General features: G+C 63.0%; 20 protein-coding genes. 10 read left to right on the top strand and 10 right to left on the bottom strand.

The genetic code is table 11. The features are described from left to right. Nucleotides 1–30: 30 nt before the first annotated feature. From pheT to aceA, 7 genes are all read right to left on the bottom strand, one after another. Nucleotides 31–2,478: a phenylalanine--tRNA ligase subunit beta gene (gene pheT, locus DACI_RS23205; RefSeq protein ID WP_012206410.1), complete on the bottom strand. Its 2,448-nt coding sequence runs from the start codon at nucleotides 2,476–2,478 to the stop codon at nucleotides 31–33. A gap of 75 nt (nucleotides 2,479–2,553) precedes the next feature. After that, the gene (gene pheS, locus DACI_RS23210) at nucleotides 2,554–3,606 is read right to left on the bottom strand and encodes a phenylalanine--tRNA ligase subunit alpha (RefSeq protein ID WP_012206411.1); all 1,053 of its coding nucleotides are present in this window, start codon (nucleotides 3,604–3,606) and stop codon (nucleotides 2,554–2,556) included. A 110-nt stretch (nucleotides 3,607–3,716) separates the two neighbouring features. Next, on the bottom strand, nucleotides 3,717–4,076 hold the full coding sequence (gene rplT / locus DACI_RS23215; RefSeq protein WP_012206412.1) for a 50S ribosomal protein L20: 360 nt from the start codon (nucleotides 4,074–4,076) through the stop codon (nucleotides 3,717–3,719). Between the two features lie 26 nt (nucleotides 4,077–4,102). Then, entirely contained in the window at nucleotides 4,103–4,306 is a 204-nt protein-coding gene (rpmI, locus tag DACI_RS23220; protein ID WP_012206413.1) for a 50S ribosomal protein L35, read from the bottom strand. A 203-nt stretch (nucleotides 4,307–4,509) separates the two neighbouring features. Beyond that, on the bottom strand, nucleotides 4,510–5,127 hold the full coding sequence (gene infC, locus DACI_RS23225; RefSeq protein ID WP_012206414.1) for a translation initiation factor IF-3: 618 nt from the start codon (nucleotides 5,125–5,127) through the stop codon (nucleotides 4,510–4,512). An 80-nt stretch (nucleotides 5,128–5,207) separates the two neighbouring features. Continuing rightward, nucleotides 5,208–7,139 carry a threonine--tRNA ligase gene (gene thrS / locus DACI_RS23230; RefSeq protein WP_012206415.1) on the bottom strand — a complete coding sequence of 644 codons (1,932 nt, stop codon included), beginning with the start codon at nucleotides 7,137–7,139 and terminating at the stop codon, nucleotides 5,208–5,210. 308 nt (nucleotides 7,140–7,447) lie between these two features. Then, a complete protein-coding gene (gene aceA / locus DACI_RS23235; RefSeq protein WP_013801675.1) occupies nucleotides 7,448–8,779 on the bottom strand; it encodes an isocitrate lyase in 1,332 nt (443 codons plus the stop codon). A 362-nt stretch (nucleotides 8,780–9,141) separates the two neighbouring features. On the opposite strand from aceA, the gene DACI_RS23240 reads away from it, so the two are divergent. The 8 genes from DACI_RS23240 to hemP all read left to right on the top strand — a co-directional run bounded on the left by DACI_RS23240 (nucleotide 9,142) and on the right by hemP (nucleotide 14,612). Further along, entirely contained in the window at nucleotides 9,142–10,092 is a 951-nt protein-coding gene (locus DACI_RS23240; RefSeq protein WP_012206417.1) for a DMT family transporter, read from the top strand. A 216-nt stretch (nucleotides 10,093–10,308) separates the two neighbouring features. Further along, nucleotides 10,309–10,608, top strand: a complete 300-nt coding sequence (locus DACI_RS23245; RefSeq protein WP_012206418.1) for an SWIB/MDM2 domain-containing protein — start codon at nucleotides 10,309–10,311, stop codon at nucleotides 10,606–10,608. 117 nt (nucleotides 10,609–10,725) lie between these two features. Next, nucleotides 10,726–11,853, top strand: coding sequence for an alpha-hydroxy acid oxidase (locus tag DACI_RS23250; RefSeq protein WP_043782356.1), 1,128 nt, complete (start codon nucleotides 10,726–10,728; stop codon nucleotides 11,851–11,853). A gap of 106 nt (nucleotides 11,854–11,959) precedes the next feature. Next, nucleotides 11,960–12,232 (top strand): (2Fe-2S)-binding protein, encoded by a 273-nt coding sequence (locus DACI_RS23255; protein ID WP_012206420.1) that lies wholly within the window; start codon nucleotides 11,960–11,962, stop codon nucleotides 12,230–12,232. A gap of 101 nt (nucleotides 12,233–12,333) precedes the next feature. Next, the gene (locus DACI_RS23260) at nucleotides 12,334–13,035 is read left to right on the top strand and encodes an energy transducer TonB (protein WP_012206421.1); all 702 of its coding nucleotides are present in this window, start codon (nucleotides 12,334–12,336) and stop codon (nucleotides 13,033–13,035) included. 15 nt (nucleotides 13,036–13,050) lie between these two features. Further along, nucleotides 13,051–13,773, top strand: coding sequence for a MotA/TolQ/ExbB proton channel family protein (locus DACI_RS23265; RefSeq protein ID WP_012206422.1), 723 nt, complete (start codon nucleotides 13,051–13,053; stop codon nucleotides 13,771–13,773). Nucleotides 13,774–13,776: 3 nt separating this feature from the next. Then, nucleotides 13,777–14,190, top strand: coding sequence for an ExbD/TolR family protein (locus DACI_RS23270; RefSeq protein ID WP_012206423.1), 414 nt, complete (start codon nucleotides 13,777–13,779; stop codon nucleotides 14,188–14,190). Nucleotides 14,191–14,390: 200 nt separating this feature from the next. Then, complete coding sequence (hemP, locus tag DACI_RS23275) at nucleotides 14,391–14,612, top strand: hemin uptake protein HemP (RefSeq protein ID WP_012206424.1); 222 nt, start codon at nucleotides 14,391–14,393, stop codon at nucleotides 14,610–14,612. Nucleotides 14,613–14,872: 260 nt separating this feature from the next. Here hemP and DACI_RS23280 read toward each other — a convergent pair whose 3' ends face one another. Beyond that, on the bottom strand, nucleotides 14,873–15,280 hold the full coding sequence (locus DACI_RS23280; RefSeq protein WP_043782359.1) for a heme-binding protein: 408 nt from the start codon (nucleotides 15,278–15,280) through the stop codon (nucleotides 14,873–14,875). A 190-nt stretch (nucleotides 15,281–15,470) separates the two neighbouring features. Between DACI_RS23280 and DACI_RS23285 the strand changes: the two genes are divergently transcribed. Beyond that, nucleotides 15,471–16,163 (top strand): Bax inhibitor-1/YccA family protein, encoded by a 693-nt coding sequence (locus tag DACI_RS23285; protein ID WP_012206426.1) that lies wholly within the window; start codon nucleotides 15,471–15,473, stop codon nucleotides 16,161–16,163. Between the two features lie 66 nt (nucleotides 16,164–16,229). After that, a complete protein-coding gene (locus DACI_RS23290) occupies nucleotides 16,230–16,658 on the top strand; it encodes a hypothetical protein (protein ID WP_012206427.1) in 429 nt (142 codons plus the stop codon). Nucleotides 16,659–16,759: 101 nt separating this feature from the next. Here DACI_RS23290 and rlmD read toward each other — a convergent pair whose 3' ends face one another. Further along, on the bottom strand, nucleotides 16,760–18,232 hold the full coding sequence (gene rlmD, locus DACI_RS23295) for a 23S rRNA (uracil(1939)-C(5))-methyltransferase RlmD (RefSeq protein WP_012206428.1): 1,473 nt from the start codon (nucleotides 18,230–18,232) through the stop codon (nucleotides 16,760–16,762). A 76-nt stretch (nucleotides 18,233–18,308) separates the two neighbouring features. Next, nucleotides 18,309–18,626 (bottom strand): hypothetical protein, encoded by a 318-nt coding sequence (locus tag DACI_RS23300; RefSeq protein WP_012206429.1) that lies wholly within the window; start codon nucleotides 18,624–18,626, stop codon nucleotides 18,309–18,311. Nucleotides 18,627–18,657 lie beyond the last annotated feature (31 nt).

The following is an 18,657-nucleotide window of genomic DNA, read 5'->3' on the forward strand; positions in this document are numbered from 1 at the left end:
GGGATCTCCTTTCACGGCATGGGCCTTCCATCAGGCGCGCAGGCGCGCGCCCAGGCGTTGCTGCAGCTGCTCGAGCACGGCCTGCACGGCCTTCTCGATCTGCACATCGGTCAGCGAGCTGTCGTCATTGCCCAGAGTCAGGCGCACGGCCAGGCTCTTTTCGTCCTGCGCCAGCGCGCCCGGTGCCGCTGTCTCGCCGGCCTTGAGCGCCTTGGGACGGAACACATCGAACAGCACGACAGAGCGCAGCAGGCCGCCGGTCTGGGCAGCTTCCACTGCCTGCATCAGCTGGGCATGCGTGGCCTTTTCGTTCACGACCACGGCAATGTCGCGCTCCACGGCCTGGTGCTTGGCCACGGGCTTGAACACCGGCACCTCGCGCGCCAGCACGGCATCGAGCTCCAGCTCGAACAGCACGGGCGCCTGGGCCAGATCCCATTGCTGGCGCCACTGGGGATGCAGCTCGCCGATGAAGCCGATGGACTGGCCATCGAGCAGCACGCGCGCGCAGCGGCCTGGGTGCATGGCCGGATGCTCGGCCGGCTCGAACACGGGCTTGCGCGGCGCCAGCAGCGCCTCGACATCGCCCTTGACGTCGTAGAAGTCCACCTTGGCTTCGGCGCGGCCCCATTGCAGCTGCTCTCCAGCACCCCAGGCCAGGCCCGCCACGCGCATGGGCTGGTAGAAGCCCTTGACCGTGGTGTCGCTGTCAACAACGCTGTCATCCTTGAGGAAGACACGGCCCAGCTCGAACACGCGCACGCGCTCGGCCTTGCGGTCGGCATTGAACTTGAGCACCTGCATGAGCGAGCCGATGAGGCTGGAGCGCATCACGCTGAGCTGGCTTGCGATGGGGTTGAGCAGCTGGATGGGATTGGCGTTGCCGGCCAGATCCTTCTCCCATGCGGCTTCCACAAAGCTGAAGTTGATGGTTTCCTGGTAGCCCAGATCGGCCAGCGCGCGGCGCACGGCGAACTGGCTGCGGCGGTTTTCGGCGCGCAGCTTGGGAGCAATGGGCGCCAGCGGCTTGGTCGTGGGCAGGTTCTCGTAACCCACCATGCGCGCCACTTCCTCGATCAGGTCTTCCTCGATGTTGATGTCGAAGCGGAAGCTGGGCGGCGTGACGGTGAGCACGCCATCGCCCTGCTCCACCGGCAGGCCCAGGCCGGCCAGCGCATCGTGGCACTGCTGCTGCGTGAGCGGCATGCCGATGACCTTGGCCGCACGCGCCACGCGCAGCGTGACGGGCTTGGGCTGGGGCATGTTGGCCTGCTGGTCGTCGATGGGGCCGCAGACGGTCTCGGGCGTGCCGCAGATCTGCAGCACCAGCTCGGTGATGCGCTCGATGTGCTCGACCGTCAGTTCGGGATCGACACCCCGCTCGAAGCGGTGGCCCGCATCGGTGGAGAAGTTGTAGCGGCGCGAACGGCCGGCAATCGACTTGGGCCACCAGAATGCGGCCTCGATGTAGATGTGACGCGTGTCGTCGGACACGGCCGTGGCGTCGCCGCCCATGATGCCGGCCAGCGACTCGACTTCGCGCTCATCGGCGATCACGCCCACCTGGCCATCCACGGTGACGGTGTTGCCGTTGAGCAGCTTGAGCTGCTCGCCTTCCTTGCCCCAGCGCACCTGCAGGCCGCCGTGGATCTTGTCCAGGTCGAAGATGTGCGAAGGACGGCCCAGCTCGAACATCACATAGTTGGAGATGTCCACCAGCGGCGCCACGCTGCGCTGGCCGCAGCGCGCCAGGCGATCGACCATCCACTGCGGCGTCTTCGCCTGGGTGTTGACATTGCGCACCACGCGGCCCGAGAAGCGGCCGCACAGGTCGGGCGCCTCGATCTTCACGGCCAGCCTGTCCTGCACGCCCACGGCGGCAGGCGTGAACGACTGGGGCTTGAGCGGCGCGCCGGTCAGCGCAGCCACTTCGCGCGCCACGCCGTAGACGCTCAGGCAATGCGCCAGATTGGGCGTGAGCTTGAGCGTGAGCAGCGTGTCATCCAGGTTCAGGTACTCGCGGATGTTCTGGCCCAGGGGCGCGTCCAGCGGCAGCTCCATCAGGCCGCCATGGTCCTCGGACAGCTTGAGCTCGCGTGCCGAGCACAGCATGCCGAAGCTCTCCACACCGCGCAGCTTGCCGATCTTGATCAGGAAAGGCTTGCCATCTTCACCGGGCGGCAGCTCGGCGCCCACCGTGGCGCAGGGCACGCGGATGCCCACGCGCGCATTGGGCGCGCCGCAGACGATGGTCAGCAGCTCGGGTCCGCCCACATCGACCTGGCACACGCGCAGGCGATCGGCATTGGGATGCTGCTCGGCAGCCTTGATCTCACCGACGACGATCTTGGTGAACGGCGGCGCCACGGGCTCCAGCTCCTCCACCTCCAGGCCGGCCATGGTCAGGGTGTCGGCCAGTTCTTGGGTGGTCAGCGGCGGATTGCAGAACTCGCGCAGCCAGGATTCGGGAAATTGCATATCAGACTCTTTGGCGTTGGTTCAGTCCGCGCGCCGTGGCGCTGGCGGACTCTTTGGCGAAGGCTTGCAGCCGGATCAACGGAATTGCGACAGGAAGCGGATATCGCCGTCAAAAAACAGTCGCAGATCGTTGACGCCATAGCGCAGCATGGTCAGGCGGTCAGGCCCCATGCCAAAGGCAAAGCCGATGTACTTTTCGGGGTCCAGCCCCATGTTGCGCACCACGTTGGGGTGCACCTGGCCGGAGCCGGCCACTTCCAGCCAGCGGCCGGCCAAGGGGCCGCTCTGGAACTGGATGTCGATCTCGGCGCTGGGCTCGGTGAAGGGGAAGAAGCTGGGACGGAAGCGCAGCACCAGGTCGTCGCTCTCGAAGAAGGTCTTGCAGAAGTCGGTGAAGACCACCTTCAGGTCCTTGAAGCTGACGTTCTCACCGATCCACAGGCCTTCGCACTGGTGGAACATGGGCGAGTGCGTGGCATCGCTGTCCACGCGGTAGGTGCGGCCCGGCGCGATCACGCGGATCTCGGGCATGCCCTGGCCGGCGTCGAGCCGCTCACGGTATTTCTTGACGTGCTGCACAGCGTGGCGCACCTGCATGGGGCTGGTGTGCGTGCGCAGCAGATTGGGGGCCTGCTCCGTGCCGCCTTCCACGTAGAAGGTGTCGTGCATGGAACGGGCGGGATGGTCTTCCGGCGTGTTCAGCGCCGTGAAGTTGAACCAGTCGGACTCGATCTCGGGGCCCTCGGCCACATCGAAGCCCATGGAGCCGAAGATGCCCTCGATGCGCTCCAGCGTCAGCGACACGGGGTGCAGGCCACCCTGGCCACGGCGGCGGCCCGGCAAGGTCACATCCAGCACCTCGGCCTTCAGGTGGGCCTGCAGTTCGGCATCGGCCAGGGCCTTGCGGCGCGCGGTCAGCGCGGCCTCGATGCCTTGCTTGGCCACATTGATGGCGGCTCCGCGCGACTTCTTCTCTTCGACGGAAAGCTGCGCCATGCCCTTCATGAGCTCGGTCACCTTGCCCGACTTGCCCAGAAACTGCGCCTTGGCGTTTTCCAGATCAGCGGGGGTTTGTGCCTGCGCGAACAGCTGCTGCGCGCTCTCGACCAGAGAATCCAACTCGTTCATATCGACTCTTTATCGACTGTGAAAAGAAACAAGGGCTAGCAGCCTTTTCAAGCCCTAGCCCTTGCTGTTTGCGCTGCAGACCATCACGAGGATGGCCGCAGACCGTTATCTCAAGCAGCCAGCTTGGCCTTGACTTGATCAACGATGCTGCTAAACGCAGCCTTGTCGTGCACCGCGATATCGGCCAGCATCTTGCGGTCGATCTCGATGGCTGCCTTCTTCAGGCCGTTGGCGAACTGGCTGTAGGTCAGGCCCAGTTCACGTGCAGCGGCGTTGATACGGGCGATCCACAGACGGCGGAACACGCGCTTCTTGGCACGGCGGTCACGGTAGGCATATTGCCCAGCCTTCATCACCGCCTGCTTGGCGATGCGGAAGACATTGCCGCGGCGGCCGCGGAAACCCTTGGAAAGGGCCAGAACTTTTTTGTGACGGGCGCGGGCCGTTACACCACGTTTGACGCGAGGCATGTGTTTTCTCCTTGTTCGTCAGTGAATTACAGGCCAGCCATCGGCAGCATTTGTGCGATAGAGCCCATGTTGGTCTCATGCACAGACACTGCACCACGCAGGTGACGCTTGTTCTTGGTGGTCTTCTTGGTCAAGATGTGACGCTTGAAGGCTTGACCGCGCTTGACGGTGCCACCGGGACGAACGCGAAAACGCTTCTTCGCGCTGCTCTTGGTCTTCATTTTGGGCATTTGAATGCTCCTGTTGTTTGTGCTCGTGAGGCGGCTCGCAACACTGCGCGCACTTGCTGGCCCCGAGACACTTCTGTGCCAGCCCGGAGGCCGGCAAGAACAAGGGACATGGAAACCATGTCCCTTGCATCGCACGCCCCGCGCAATCGACTCGCGCAAGGCCTGCAAATTCTGTCGCCCTTCAACGAAGGGCGAAACCGCGATTATGCCTTATCAGCCACCGCAGGTGCAGCAGAAACTTCTGCCGGCTTGCCGCCAGCTGTGGGCTTCTTGCGCGCAGGGGCGATCATCATCACCATCTGGCGGCCTTCCAGCTTGGGGAACTGCTCCACCTGGATGGAATCCGCCAGATCGTCACGCAGACGGTTCAGCAGATCCAGACCAATCTGCTGGTGCGTGATTTCACGGCCGCGGAACCGCAGCGTGATCTTGCACTTGTCACCATCGGCCAGGAAACGGCGGATGTTGCGCAGCTTGATGTTGTAGTCGCCGTCGTCGGTACCAGGGCGGAATTTCACTTCCTTGATTTCAATGACGGTCTGCTTGGCCTTGGCTTCGGCAGCCTTCTTCTGTTCAAGGTACTTGAACTTGCCATAGTCCATCAACCGGCAGACAGGTGGAGTGGCAGTGGCGGCAATTTCCACCAGGTCCACGTCCAGCTCGCCCGCCATGCGCAGCGCTTCCTGCAGAGGCACGATGCCCAGCGGCTCGTTCTCCGGGCCGGACAGACGCACTTCAGGCGCCATGATTTCACGGTTGAGACGATGCTTGCGCTCTTCACGGTGGCGCCGATCACGAAATTCAGTAGCTATGGTTCTCACCCTTGGATTTAAGTTGCTACAACAGCGTAGCCGCTTGTGTGCAGTACACGCAAGCGGCTACCGCCTTTGGAGATGCTCCATCAGGCCTTCGCCGCGATGTCCTTGGCCACGAGTTCAATGAACGCATCGACCGACATCACACCGAGGTCCTTGTTGCCCCGTGCGCGCACTGCCACTGCACCAGCGGCCTTCTCCTTGTCGCCAGCAACAAGGATGTAAGGCAGCTTTTGCAACGAATGCTCCCGTATTTTATACGTAATCTTTTCGTTGCGCAGATCTGTCGCCACCCTAAGGCCTTGATTCGGAAATGCTTTTTGCAGCTTTTGTGCGACTTCCCGCACATAGTCCGCCTGCGCGTCGGTGATATTGAGAACAGCGGCCTGCACGGGAGCCAGCCAGGTCGGCATGGCGCCAGCGTGCTGCTCGATGAGAATGCCGATGAAACGCTCCAGGCTGCCAACGATGGCACGGTGCAGCATCACGGGGCGATGGCGGTCGCCATCCTCGCCCACGTACTCCGCATCCAGGCGCTCGGGCATGGAGAAATCCACCTGGATGGTTCCGCACTGCCACTGGCGGCCGATGGCGTCCTTGAGCGTGTACTCGATCTTGGGGCCGTAGAAAGCGCCATCGCCGGGCGAGATCACGTACTCGCAGCCCGAAGCCTCCAGGCTGTTGATCAGCGCAGCTTCTGCCTTGTCCCAGCTTTCATCGGAGCCGATGCGCGCTTCGGGGCGCGTGGCGACCTTGTAGATGATGTCGCTGAAGCCGAAGTCCGCGTAGACCTTTTGCAGCAGCGTGGTGAAGGCCAGCACTTCGGGCTGGATCTGGTCTTCGGTACAGAAGACGTGGCCATCATCCTGCGTGAAGCCGCGCACGCGCATGATGCCGTGCAGGCCGCCCGTGGGCTCGTTGCGGTGGCACTGGCCGAATTCGCCGTAGCGCAGCGGCAGGTCGCGGTAGCTCTTGATGCCCTGCTTGAAGATCAGGATGTGGCCGGGGCAGTTCATCGGCTTGAGCGCATAGTCGCGCTTTTCCGACTCGGTCGTGAACATGTTCTCGCGGTACTTGTCCCAGTGGCCGGTCTTCTCCCACAGGGTCTTGTCCAGGATCTGCGGACCCTTGACCTCCTGGTAGCCGTTGTCGCGGTACACGCGGCGCATGTACTGCTCGACCTCTTGCCACAGGGACCAGCCCTTCGGGTGCCAGAACACGGTGCCCGGCGAATGCTCGTCGATGTGGAACAGGTCCAGTTCGCGGCCCAGCTTGCGGTGGTCGCGCTTCTCAGCCTCCTCCAGCATGTGCAGGTACTGCTGCAGGTCGTCCTTAGATGCCCAGGCCGTGCCGTACACGCGCTGCAGCATCTCGTTGCGATGGTCGCCACGCCAGTAGGCGCCAGCCACCTTCATCAGCTTGAAGAACTTGAGCTTGCCGGTGCTGGGCACGTGCGGGCCGCGGCACAGATCCTCGAAGCTGCCTTCGCGGTACAGGCTCACATCCTCATTGGAGGGGATGCTGGCGATGATCTCGGCCTTGTAGTTCTCGCCGATGCCCTTGAAGTACGCAACGGCCTCGTCGCGCGGCAGCACGCGGCGCACCACGGGCTCGTCCTTGGCGGCCAGTTCGGCCATGCGCTTTTCGATGGCGACCAGGTCCTCGGGCGTGAAGGGGCGCTTGTACGAGAAGTCGTAGTAGAAGCCGTTCTCGATCACGGGACCGATGGTGACCTGGGCGTCAGGAAACAGATCCTTGACGGCATAGGCCAGCAAGTGGGCCGTCGAATGGCGGATCACGTCCAGGCCATCTGCATCCTTGGCCGTCACGATGGACAGGGGCATGTCCTTGTTGATCACAAAGCTGGTGTCCACCACCTTGGCGTCGTCGCCCGTGCCAACCTTGCCAGCCAGCGCAGCCTTGGCAAGGCCCGTACCTATCGATGCAGCCACTTCAGCCACGGTGACCGGGCCGGGGTACTCACGTTGCGAACCATCGGGAAGCGTAATGTGGATCATGGGATTCCTAAAATATTTCTCAGGGGGCGCGCATCCCCCAAAAGCAAAAAGCGCGGAGCCAGGTCCGCGCTTTCTTGGGGTCGAGTGAATCTCGTGCAGGCGCGAACCGCCAGCCGCTAGCGGCCGGTGTACATCTCCGATGTAGTTCGCGGTGTCATAACCATGATGCCTTTCTCGCCCTTGTCAGTTGTTGTCAATTGAAAACTTCAGCCATTTTAACCCCAGCAAAGAAAAAGCGCCCGAAGCACAAGGCCCCGGACGCTTTCTCACCCCTATCTACCTGAAGTTGCACTCACCGAAGCCGCGCTTCAGTGGAATTGCTCCTCTTCCGTGGAGCCGGTCAGTGCCTTGACGCTGGACGAGCCGCCCTGGATCACCGTGGTCACGTCGTCGAAGTAGCCTGCACCCACTTCCTGCTGGTGCGACACGAAGGTGTAGCCTTGTTCGCGGGCTGCGAATTCGGGCTCCTGCACCATGTTCACGTAGTGCTTCATGCCTTCGCCGTTGGCGTAGGCGTGGGCAAACTTGAACGTGTTGAACCAGTTGATGTGAATGCCGGCCAGCGTGATGAACTGGAACTTGTAGCCCAGAGCAGACAGGTCTTCCTGGAAGGAGGCGATCTGGCTGTCGTTGAGGTTCTTCTTCCAGTTGAACGAAGGCGAGCAGTTGTAGCTCAGCAGCTTGCCTGGGCAGGCGGCATGCACGGCCTGGGCGAACTCGCGGGCAAAGCCGATGTCGGGCACGCCGGTTTCGCACCACACCAGGTCGGCATAGGGCGCATAGGCCACACCGCGGCTGATGGACTGCTCCATGCCATTGCGGACACGGTAGAAGCCTTCCTGCGTGCGCTCGCCGGTCAGGAACGGCTTGTCGTTGGCGTCGTGATCGGAGGTGATCAGGTTGGCGGCTTCAGCATCGGTGCGGGCCAGCACGATGGTAGGCACGCCCATCACGTCAGCGGCAAAGCGGGCGGAGATCAGCTTCTCGACGGCTTCCTGGGTGGGCACCAGAACCTTGCCGCCCATGTGGCCGCACTTCTTCACGGCAGCCAGTTGGTCCTCGAAGTGCACGCCGGCTGCGCCAGCGGCAATCATGTTCTTCATCAGTTCAAAAGCGTTGAGCACGCCGCCAAAACCGGCTTCCGCATCGGCGACGATAGGCAGGAAGTAGTCGATGAATTCCTTGTCGCCGGGGTTGATGCCCCGGCCCCACTGGATTTCGTCGGCACGCTTGAAGGTGTTGTTGATGCGGCGCACCATGGTGGGCACCGAGTCATAGGCGTACAGCGACTGGTCGGGGTACATGGTTTCGCTGGTGTTGCCGTCGGCAGCCACCTGCCAGCCCGACAGGTACACCGCTTCCAGGCCAGCCTTGGCCTGTTGCATGGCCTGGCCTGCGGAGATGGCGCCAAAGGCATTCACGTAGCCCTTCTTGGCACCGCCGTTGATCCTGTCCCAGAGCAGTTCCGCGCCACGCTGGGCCAGCGTGTACTCGGGCTGCAGGCTGCCGCGCAGGCGCACCACGTCGGCGGCGCTGTAGCCGCGCTTGACGCCCTTCCAACGGGGGTTTTGCGCCCAGTCTTTCTCAAGGGCGGAAATCTGCTGTTCACGGCTCAGTTGCTGGGTCAGGGATTGGGGCATGTTGCTCTCCTGGGAGGTGGTTGAAACAAGCGGCTTTCTTGCGTCGGCCTTGGGATCAAATTTAAGTCTTATAGAAGACCTCATCAACATCTTGTGTCTTATACAAGACTAAATTTTTCACCATATAAATCAACGAGTTATTTTCATATTTTTCAATATGAAATCACATTTCTCGTATTGAGAAAAATTGGCGCATTGCAGCATTTCAATATTTCACAATGCAAAACATGAATTCCATGCCATGAAAAGTCACCACAGCATGGCAAGCGTCCGCGACAGGCACATGTCACGCACACCGGACGCGCTCACAGGTACCATCGCGCGTTCAGGCGGCGCTACCGCCTCTCAAACCTGCACTTGCCGTGAACACCTCCCATCGCAGATCTGCCTATGCCTGCCTGGCGCTGAGCATGTCCCTGGTCGGCAGCTATGTCGCCCTCTCCAAGCCTCTGGCGGCCATTTTTCCGGTGCTGCTGCTGGCCTGGCTGCGCTTTGGCATCGGGGCCATCGCCATGCTGCGCTGGCTGCGCAAGCCGGCTGACGAGGCACCCCTGTCTCGGCGCACGCAGGGCCTGCTGTTTCTTGAGTCGCTGTTCGGCAACTTCCTCTTCACCATCTGCATGGTGACTGGGGTGAGCCTGACAAGCGCCGTCACGGCCGGCGTGACCATGGCTGCCATCCCTGCTGCCGTGGCCTTGATGAGCTGGCTGTTTCTGCGCGAGCGCGTGGCTGCGCGCACCTGGCTGGCCATTGCGCTGGCCGTGGCGGGCATCGGCCTGTATGCACTGTCCCGCCCGGACGCTGGCGCCGCCTCGGCAGCATCAGCCTCACCGCAGGCGTGGCTGGGGCAGATGCTGCTGGTCGGTGCCGTGCTTTGCGAGGCGTTCTACGCCGTCATCGGCAAGCGCCTGACCACGTCCCTGGGGTCCAAGCGCATCACATCCATCGTCAATCTATGGGGATTTGCGCTGTCTACGCCCTTCGGGCTGTATCTGGCGTGGCGCTTCGACTTCGGCAGCGTGGCATGGAGCATCTGGGGTCTGTTGCTGTTCTACGCCCTTGCCGCCTGCGTGTGGACCGTGTGGTTGTGGATGACAGGCTTGCGCAACGTGCCAGCCTCCCAGGCCGGCACCTTTACGGTACTGCTGCCGATCAGCGCTGCCGTGGTCGGCATGTGCGTGCTGGGCGAACGGGTCACATCCATGCAGGCGCTGGCCTTTGCGATCGCCCTGCTGGGCATTCTCGTGGCCACCTGGCCGGGCAGAAAACGCCTTGCACAACACCCTTCCGCGAGCGGTGCCAGCCCCCTCTGAAGACGCTGCCGCCGACGGCCAACCTGCCAGTGCGGCCCTCGAAAGCGAGCCAGAATGCAAAAACTCCTCAAAAAACAGCGCCACAGCAACAAATCGAGGCAAAAATTTGACGGGTAAGCTTGGAAGAGCGTTTTTTTCCCATTAGCATCAGCCTGCCAGTGGATAGCGACGGTTTTTCGCTGGTAAAGAATCCACTCCATACTAGGAACAAGCAACATGGCAACTGCAAAGAAGGCAACGGCTGCTCCGGCAGCTCCCGCAAAGAAGCGCACTCCCAACGCCGCCTTCATGAAACCCCTCACCCCCAGCCCCGCTCTGGCTGCCGTGGTGGGTTCCACCCCCCTGCCCCGCACCGAGATCATCAGCAAGCTGTGGGTCTACATCAAGGCCAACAAGCTGCAAGACGCTGCCAACAAGCGCATGATCAACGCCGACGCGAAGCTCAAGGAAGTGTTCGGCAAGCCCCAAGTCTCGATGTTCGAGATGGCTGGCCTGATCGGCAAGCACGTCAAGTAATCCTCGGGCCTGCGCCACGACGGATGAAAGCCGGCCCCTGGGCCGGCTTTTCTTTTTTCCGGGATGCCACCTCCTCTTCTTGCCGAAGATGCTGCACACCGACAACATTCCAATGCCATGAGTCAAGTGCCCGCGCTGCAAGCCGTTCCCGACGGCATCATCAATCTGGCCGACCACGAGGCGCATGCGCGGCAGCGGATGGACGACAACGCCTGGGCCTATTTCTCGGGCGGCGCGGCCGATGAGCGCAGTCTTGCGGCCAACCGCAGCGCCTGGGACGCTCTCCCACTGTGGCCGCGCGTGCTCCGCCCCCTTGCAGGCGGTCATACCCGGCTGCAGTTGCTGGGCAGGGAGCTGGCCTGCCCGCTGCTGGTGGCCCCCATGGCCTTCCAGCGCATGGCCCATGAGGACGCAGAGCTTGCAACGGCCTATGCCGCTGCGGCGCTGGGCGCGGGCATGGTACTCAGCACACAGGCCAGCCTGCCGCTGGAGACAGTGGCACAAGCAGCACGGCTCACGCCGGGCCATGGCCCTTTGTGGTTCCAACTCTATCTGCAGCATGACCGAGGCTTCACCACGCAACTGATCAAGCGCGCAGAGGCCGCAGGCTACGAAGCGCTGGTGCTGACGGTGGACGCGCCCACCAGCGGTGTACGGGACCGTGAACGCCGCGCGCGCTTTTGTCTTCCGCCGGGCGTGTCTGCAGTCAACCTGCAGGGGATGGCACCACTTGCAGCCATGCAACTCGCGCCAGGCCAGAGCGCCCTGTTCGACGGCCTGCTGCACCATGCACCTACCTGGGATGACGTCGCCTGGCTGCAGCAGCAGACACGACTGCCGCTGCTGCTCAAGGGCGTGCTCCACTCGGCCGATGCGCTGCAGGCCGCGAGATTGGGAGTAGCGGGCATCATCGTCTCCAACCATGGAGGGCGCACGCTGGACACCGCACCGGCCACGGCAACAGCCCTAGCCCGCGTGGCCAGGGCCGTGCGCGGCGCGGGCCACGAGCTCCCCTTGCTGGCCGACGGGGGCATACGGCGCGGCACAGACGTGCTCAAGGCGATCGCCCTCGGTGCGACGGCGGTTCTGATAGGCCGCCCCGTACTCTGGGGGCTGGCCAATGCGGGCGCCGCCGGCGTGGCCCATGTGCTCAGGTTGCTGCGCGATGAACTGGAGATCGCCATGGCGCTGACAGGGTGTGCCACCCTCGCACAGGCCACTGTGGAACTACTGGATACCGAGTAAAGCCGAGCGCCATACATCCCTACAGACAACCAAGAATTGCAAATGCGATGAATTCTCATTTATAATTTTTCATCCTATCAATAGCCAGCCACTACTGCCTGTAGCCATGATCGTCTGTGTATGCCGCCGGGTTTCCGACCGTGAGATCGCACGCCACGCTCATGCGGGCATGAGCTTTGACGAGATCCAATTCGAATTGGGTATCGCCATGCAGTGCGGCCGCTGCGAGAGCTGCGCCCGGGATGTGGTGGCGCAATGCTGCGCCAGCCAGCCCGTGGCGGCCATCCACAACGAGGTCGCGGCCCAGACCGTCCAGCTTGCCAACAACATTCTGGAGAGCAAAGCATGGTCCTCCTCTCAGCACTTGTCGGCAGCCTGATCCTCGTCGTTACATGCACCTGGTGGATTCTGCGCAGCTGATACTCCGTCTTCCGAGCGACAGCACCCGGCTCCCATACGCTGACCGCTCCTTCTGTCTCTATGTCCCAGTCTGATCGTTTTGGCCCCCCCGGGGGCCTTGGCCGTAACGTGGCCATCGCGGGTTCGGTCGTGGTCTTGCATGCAGCAACCCTTTGGGCGATGCAGCATGGCCTGCTCCAGCGCGCACCCGAAGAGGTCATCGTGCCAGCCCAGGTGATTGCGGAATTCATTTCGCCACCCGCTCCCGAGCCCGAGGCACCCAAGCCCCCTCCTCCGCCGCCACCTCCCAAACCGCAGCCGGTCGTGAAGAAGGCACCGCCGCTGCCCAAGGCCATAGCCGACCCCAAGCCCGCACCTGCGGCGCCGCGCGGCACGCTGGACGACGAGCCCAAGCCCGTGGTGGAAGCACCACCGGCACCGCCCGCCCCTCCTGCGCCGCCAGCGCCTCCCGCGCCCCCGGCACCACCGGCTCCGCCCAAGATCGAATTGCCGTCCACCAACGCGGCCTACCTCAACAACCCGGCCCCAAACTACCCCGCCATCAGCAGGCGCATGGGGGAACAGGGAACGGTCACGCTGCGCATCTTCGTGGACGCGCAAGGCCTGCCTCAAAAGATCGAGGTCAGCAAATCCAGCGGCTACGACCGTCTGGACCAGCAGGCCGTGGACGGCGTCAAGAACTGGAAATTCGTCCCCGGCAAGAGCAACGGCACACCAACCCCCATGTGGGTCACCGTCCCGGTCAAATTCACCCTCAATTGATTCTCAGGAGTATCCATGGATTCCCAATTCGGCATTGCCCACGTCTGGACGCAGGGAGACTTCGTCACCCGTGCCGTCGCCATCATCCTGCTGGCCATGTCGGTGGCCTCTTGGCTCGTGATGATCATCAAGGCCCTGGACATCGTGAAGTTCAAGAAGCTGGCGCGCAACGCCCAGGACTTCTGGCACAGCCCCGACCTGGCCAGCGGCCTGGAAAAGCTGGGCGATGACCGCTCCAACCCCTTCCGCTACCTGGTGCTCGAAGGCCGCGAAGCCACCGCCCACCACCGCAAGACCAGCGCCCACCTGCATGACACGCTGGACATCAGTGACTGGGTGACCCGCTGCATGCGCAACGGCATCAGCGAGTTCACCGCCCGCCTGCAATCGGGCCTGGCCATTCTGGCTTCCGTGGGCTCGACCGCTCCCTTCATCGGCCTGTTCGGCACCGTCTGGGGCATCTACCACGCGCTGGTCGCCATCGGCCTGTCCGGCCAGTCCTCGATCGACAAGGTCGCGGGCCCCATCGGTGAAGCGCTGATCATGACCGCCCTGGGCCTGGCCGTGGCGATTCCCGCCGTGCTCGGCTACAACGCCGTGGTGCGTGGCAACAAGTCCATCCTCAACGCCCTCAACAGCTTTGCCCACGACATGCACGCCTACTTCGTGACCGGCGCCCGCGTGTCCATCGACGGCAAGGAAGCCGGCAACGTGCTGCCGCTGAAGAAAGGCGCGTAAGCCATGGCATTCGGAACAATGGACGATGACGGCGAAGAGGTGATGAACGAGATCAACATGACGCCGCTGGTCGACGTCATGCTGGTGCTCCTGATCATCTTCATCATCACCGTGCCGGTGATGAAGCATTCGGTGAACGTGGACCTGCCCCGCGCCACCAACCAGCCCGAGGACGTCAAGCCCGCCACGGTGCGCCTGACCGTCTCCGCCGATGGCCAGTACCACTGGAATGGCGTTGCCGTCAGCGATACGCAGTTCGAGGAGAACCTCAAGGCCGAGGCGGCCAAGGAGCCGCAACCTGACCTGCATATCCAGGGCGACAAGGAAGTCCGCTACGAGCGCGTGGCCCAGGCCATGGCTGCCGCACAGCGTGCAGGCGTGCGCAAGATCGGCTTCGTGACGGACCCGGCCAAGTAGGCCGTGGCAGGCATTTCTTGCCTGGCGATCAACGACAACGGCCCTTCGGGGCCGTTTTTCATTCTCTTTGCGTTGGCAGTGCATCGGGTCGCAGGGATAGGACTGGTCCCAGAAACCACAATGCGAGTAAGTCTCACTTGATTTTCAATTGAGAATTGTTATCATTCACAAAACTTTCCAATTTTTGAGGAATTCCCTGCATGTCTGCCACTTCCGCCGCCACCTCGCATCTGTCCGGCAACTCCAACGCCCAGGCCTTTGCAGCGCTGCAGGCCGCAGCATCTGCAGCCCTGACCGGGGCCGCCAGCGGACTCGACAGCACCTTGCTGCTCAATGGACAAAAGGCTGTGACCATCGTGCACAACGGCACGCCCTACCGCCTGCAGGCCACCAAGCTGGGCAAGCTCATCCTGACCAAATAAGCAAGATTCCGGCCGTCGTCGGATGCCCGACCGGCGGCTTCTTCGTTTCATCGTGGGGCGACCTTGGGACTTCCAGTCTCAGAGGTCGATTAGCCAGCCAACAAAATCTCCGGATTTTGCGTAGCCAAGCATTTTTTCCCGCACTGCAGCGCAGATTGACCAAAGAAAAAGCCCCTGTGCATCGGCACAGGGGCTTTTTCTTGGCTGCATGGATCAGTCCCCAAGGACAGATTCATGCAGCATGGGTGCACAAAGAGCTATTACAGGCCCAGAGCAGCAATGCCGGCGCTGGCAACCTGCGCATCCTCGCTGGCCTTGACACCGCTGACGCCCACGGCGCCCAGGCATTGGCCGTCCTTCATGATGGCCACGCCACCTTCGAGCAGGCCGTCCAGCGTGGGCGCGCTCAGGAAGGCCGTGCGGCCGTTGTTGATCATGTCTTCATAGCCCTTGGTATCGCGGCGGCCCAGGGCCGCCGAGCGGGCCTTGGACGAAGCGATGTGGGCCGACACGGCGGCGGCGCCATCCAGGCGCTGCAGCCACAGCAGGTGGCCGCCGTCATCGACGATAGCAATGGTCACGGCCCACTTGTTCTTCAGCGCCTCGGCTTCTGCGGCGGCGGCAATGGCCTTCACGTCGGCCAGTTCGAGTTCATGCTTGGTCTTCATAAGATTCCAATTATCCATTCCATCACAAATGTCCTATAAGCATAGCAATCGTATGAGGACTGACAATGCATGCGCAGAACAAAACATTCGAAACCAAACCATGGCGGCGGCTCGGGGTATTGCAAGTCGCGCGCAAGCCGCCACCTAGAATGGGCAAGTCGCAACAACACTCCTTCGGAGGACTGGCCACATGAATGATCAAGTCACCACACTGGGCTCTGCGGGCTACGGTGTCTCGCAGCAAGAGCGCAATCGCGTATTGCGCAACACCTACTGGCTGCTGGCCCTGAGTCTTCTCCCCACCGTGCTGGGCGCTTGGCTGGGCGTGGCCACGGGCATCACGCGCTCGCTGAGCGGCGGGTTGGGGCTCATCGTCTTCCTGGGCGGCGCCTTCGGCTTCATGTTCGCCATCGAGAAGACAAAGCACTCGGCAGCCGGCATTCCCGTGCTCCTGGGCTTCACGTTCTTCATGGGCCTGATGCTGTCGCGCATGATCGGCATGATCCTGGGCTTCAAGAACGGCTCCGAGCTGATCATGACCGCCTTCGCAGGCACGGCCGGCGTGTTCCTGGTCATGGCCTCGCTGGCCACGGTGATCAAGCGCGACCTGTCGGGCATGGGCAAGTTCCTGTTCGTCGGCGTGCTGGTACTGTTCGTGGGCTCCATCATCAACGTCTTCATCGGCTCCACGGCCGGCATGATGGCGATCTCGGTGGCGGCCATCGGCATCTTCAGCGCCTACATGCTCTATGACCTCAAGCAGATCATGGACGGCGGCGAGACCAACTACATCAGCGCCACGCTGGCTCTGTACCTGGACCTGTTCAACGTGTTCCAGAGCCTGCTGGCCCTGCTGGGCATCATGGGCGGCGAACGCGACTGATGCCGCACGCGGAAGGCTTCGCCTTCCCTGCCGCACACCAAAGGCCTCCTTCGGGAGGCCTTTTGCATGTCCGGGATCATCATTTGTGCAAAGCGGACTCAACTTCTTCCAGGGCCTGCCGATAATCTCCTCAAGATGACCATGCCTAATCTTCCCCGCACCTTCGCCATCCTGCTGCTGCCCACGCTGCTCGCCGGCTGCAAGCTGGATGATATTCCGGGCCTGGGACCGGACCCCCGCACCGTCGCCAAGGAGGCCGAGGCCAAGGCCATCGGCGGGGCGTGCCGCCATGCCCTGCGCGGACTGGAGGATTGCTACACGCTCAACCCCAAATCGTCCAAGGCCCTGGTGTTTGCAGGCTGGAAGGATATGGACGAATACATGCGCGCCAACAAGATGGAGGGCACGCCTTCGGTCCTGGGCCAGAGCGACCGCCGCCGCAGCGACAAGGACGAGGCGCCTGCCGAGCCGACCTCAGGCCGCAATCGCAGCTGACCCCTTTTGAGATCCGGATTTGAGATCTGGATCCGCCCGTCAAAAAGCCGTGGCCGCCCGAGGGCTCCACGGCTTTTTTCATGGCACGGGCAGCCAGGCCGTCAGTCTGCGCAGCGCTCGAACACCGCCATGCTCTCCACGTGGGCCGTGTGGGGGAACATGTTGACCACGCCTGCCGACACACAGCGATAGCCGGCCAGATGCACCAGAAGGCCGGCATCGCGCGCCAGCGTGGCGGGATTGCAGCTGACATAGACGATGCGCTCGGGAAAGCGCCAGGCCTCATGCCCTGCCGGCAGGGGCTCGGCGCCTTCGGCACCGATGCGCGCCTGGTGGATGTCGGCCAGGGCCTTGGACAGCGCAAACGCGCCTTCGCGCGGCGGATCGACCAGCCACTTGCCGGCCACGCCGTCGGCGAACAGCATCTCGGGCGTCATCTCGAACAGGTTGCGCGCCACAAAGCGCGTGGGCGCGAGCTTGTCGCCCTCTGCGCGCTGTGCGTTGTTGGCCGCGTAGTTTTCATGGGAGCGCTTGACCAGGGTATCGCTGCCCTCGATGCCCAGCACCTCGCGCGCCTGCGTGGCCAGGGGAAGGGTGAAGTTGCCCAGACCGCAGAACCAGTCGATCACGCGCTCGTCCTTCTTGACATCCAGCAGGCGCAGCGCGCGCGTGACCAGCACGCGGTTGATGTGCGGATTGACCTGGGTGAAGTCCGTGGGCTTGAACGGCATGGTGATGCCGAAATCGGGCAGGCCGTAGTCGAGCTGGGCGCCTCCCTGCTCCATGAGGTGCACGGTGTCCGGGCCCTTGGGCTGCAGCCACCACTGCACGTTGTGCTCGACTGCGAAAGCGCGCAGACGGGCCTGGTCGTTCTCGGACAGCGGCTCCAGATGGCGCAGCACCAGGGCCGTGACGGAATCGCCGCAGGCAACCTCGATCTGCGGGCAGGTTTCGCGCGCATCCATGGAGGCGATCAGCGCGCGCATGGGCAGCAGCATGGCGTCCACATGGGGCGGCAGGATCTTGCAGGTCTCCATGTCGGCGATGTAGCGGCTCTTGCGCTCGTGAAAGCCCACCAGCACCTTGCCCTTCTTGGCCACATAGCGCACCGAAAGGCGCGAGCGGAAACGGTAGGCCCAGGACGGACCTTCGATGGGGCGCAGCAGCGTCTCGGGCTTGACCTTGGCCAGATGCCAGAGATTGTCTTCCAGCACGCGCTGCTTGATGGCCACCTGGGCGCCCACGTGCAGATGCTGCATCTTGCAGCCGCCGCAGGCACCGGCGTGCAGACCGAAATTCGGGCAGCCGGGGCGCACGCGCTGGGAAGATTCGCGGTGGATGGCCGTCAGGCTGGCGGCTTCCCAGTTGTTTTTCTTGCGATGGGTGTTGGCGCTGACCAGTTCGGTAGGCAGGGCGCCGTCGATGAATACCACCTTGCCATCGCTCTTGCGGGCCACGCCCTGGGCGTCCATATCCATGGACAACACCTGCAGCCAGCCTTCGGGCAGTGCAGGGGCGTCGATGTCGGCTTCGGGCAGGTTGTCGGGGATCTTGTTGTCGCGGGGTTCACTCATGGGGCACGATTGTCTCAGGCTCTCCCCTTGCCCTGTTGGCGGCTCCCCAAAAAAGCCCCCAACTCGCTTTTGCCTCTCAGGACCGCGGAGTGCTGCTGCGGCCCAGGTCCCGCTGCCGCTCCTGGCGCGCCCGGGCCAGTTGCTCGCGTTCGGCCAGCAGGTTGATTTCGGTGATGCAGTTGAATTCGTCCAGCGTGAACACCATGGTGGCACCGCGCTCGATCTTGTCCACGGTCTGGTGCAGCGGCAAGGTCAGGTCCACCGGCGGGCGGTTGGAGCGGTAGATCAGCTCCTGCTCGGGCGTGTAGACGGAATAGCAGGCGGCAGACGCGGCCTGCGCCAGCGCGCAGCCGGCCAGCACGGTGATGGCACGCAGGTTTTGCACAGCAGTCATGGTGTTCCCCTCAAAACGGCGGCCCGCCTGT

It is taken from the genome of Delftia acidovorans SPH-1, from assembly GCF_000018665.1.
In the GTDB taxonomy this organism is placed as follows: domain Bacteria; phylum Pseudomonadota; class Gammaproteobacteria; order Burkholderiales; family Burkholderiaceae_C; genus Comamonas; species Comamonas acidovorans.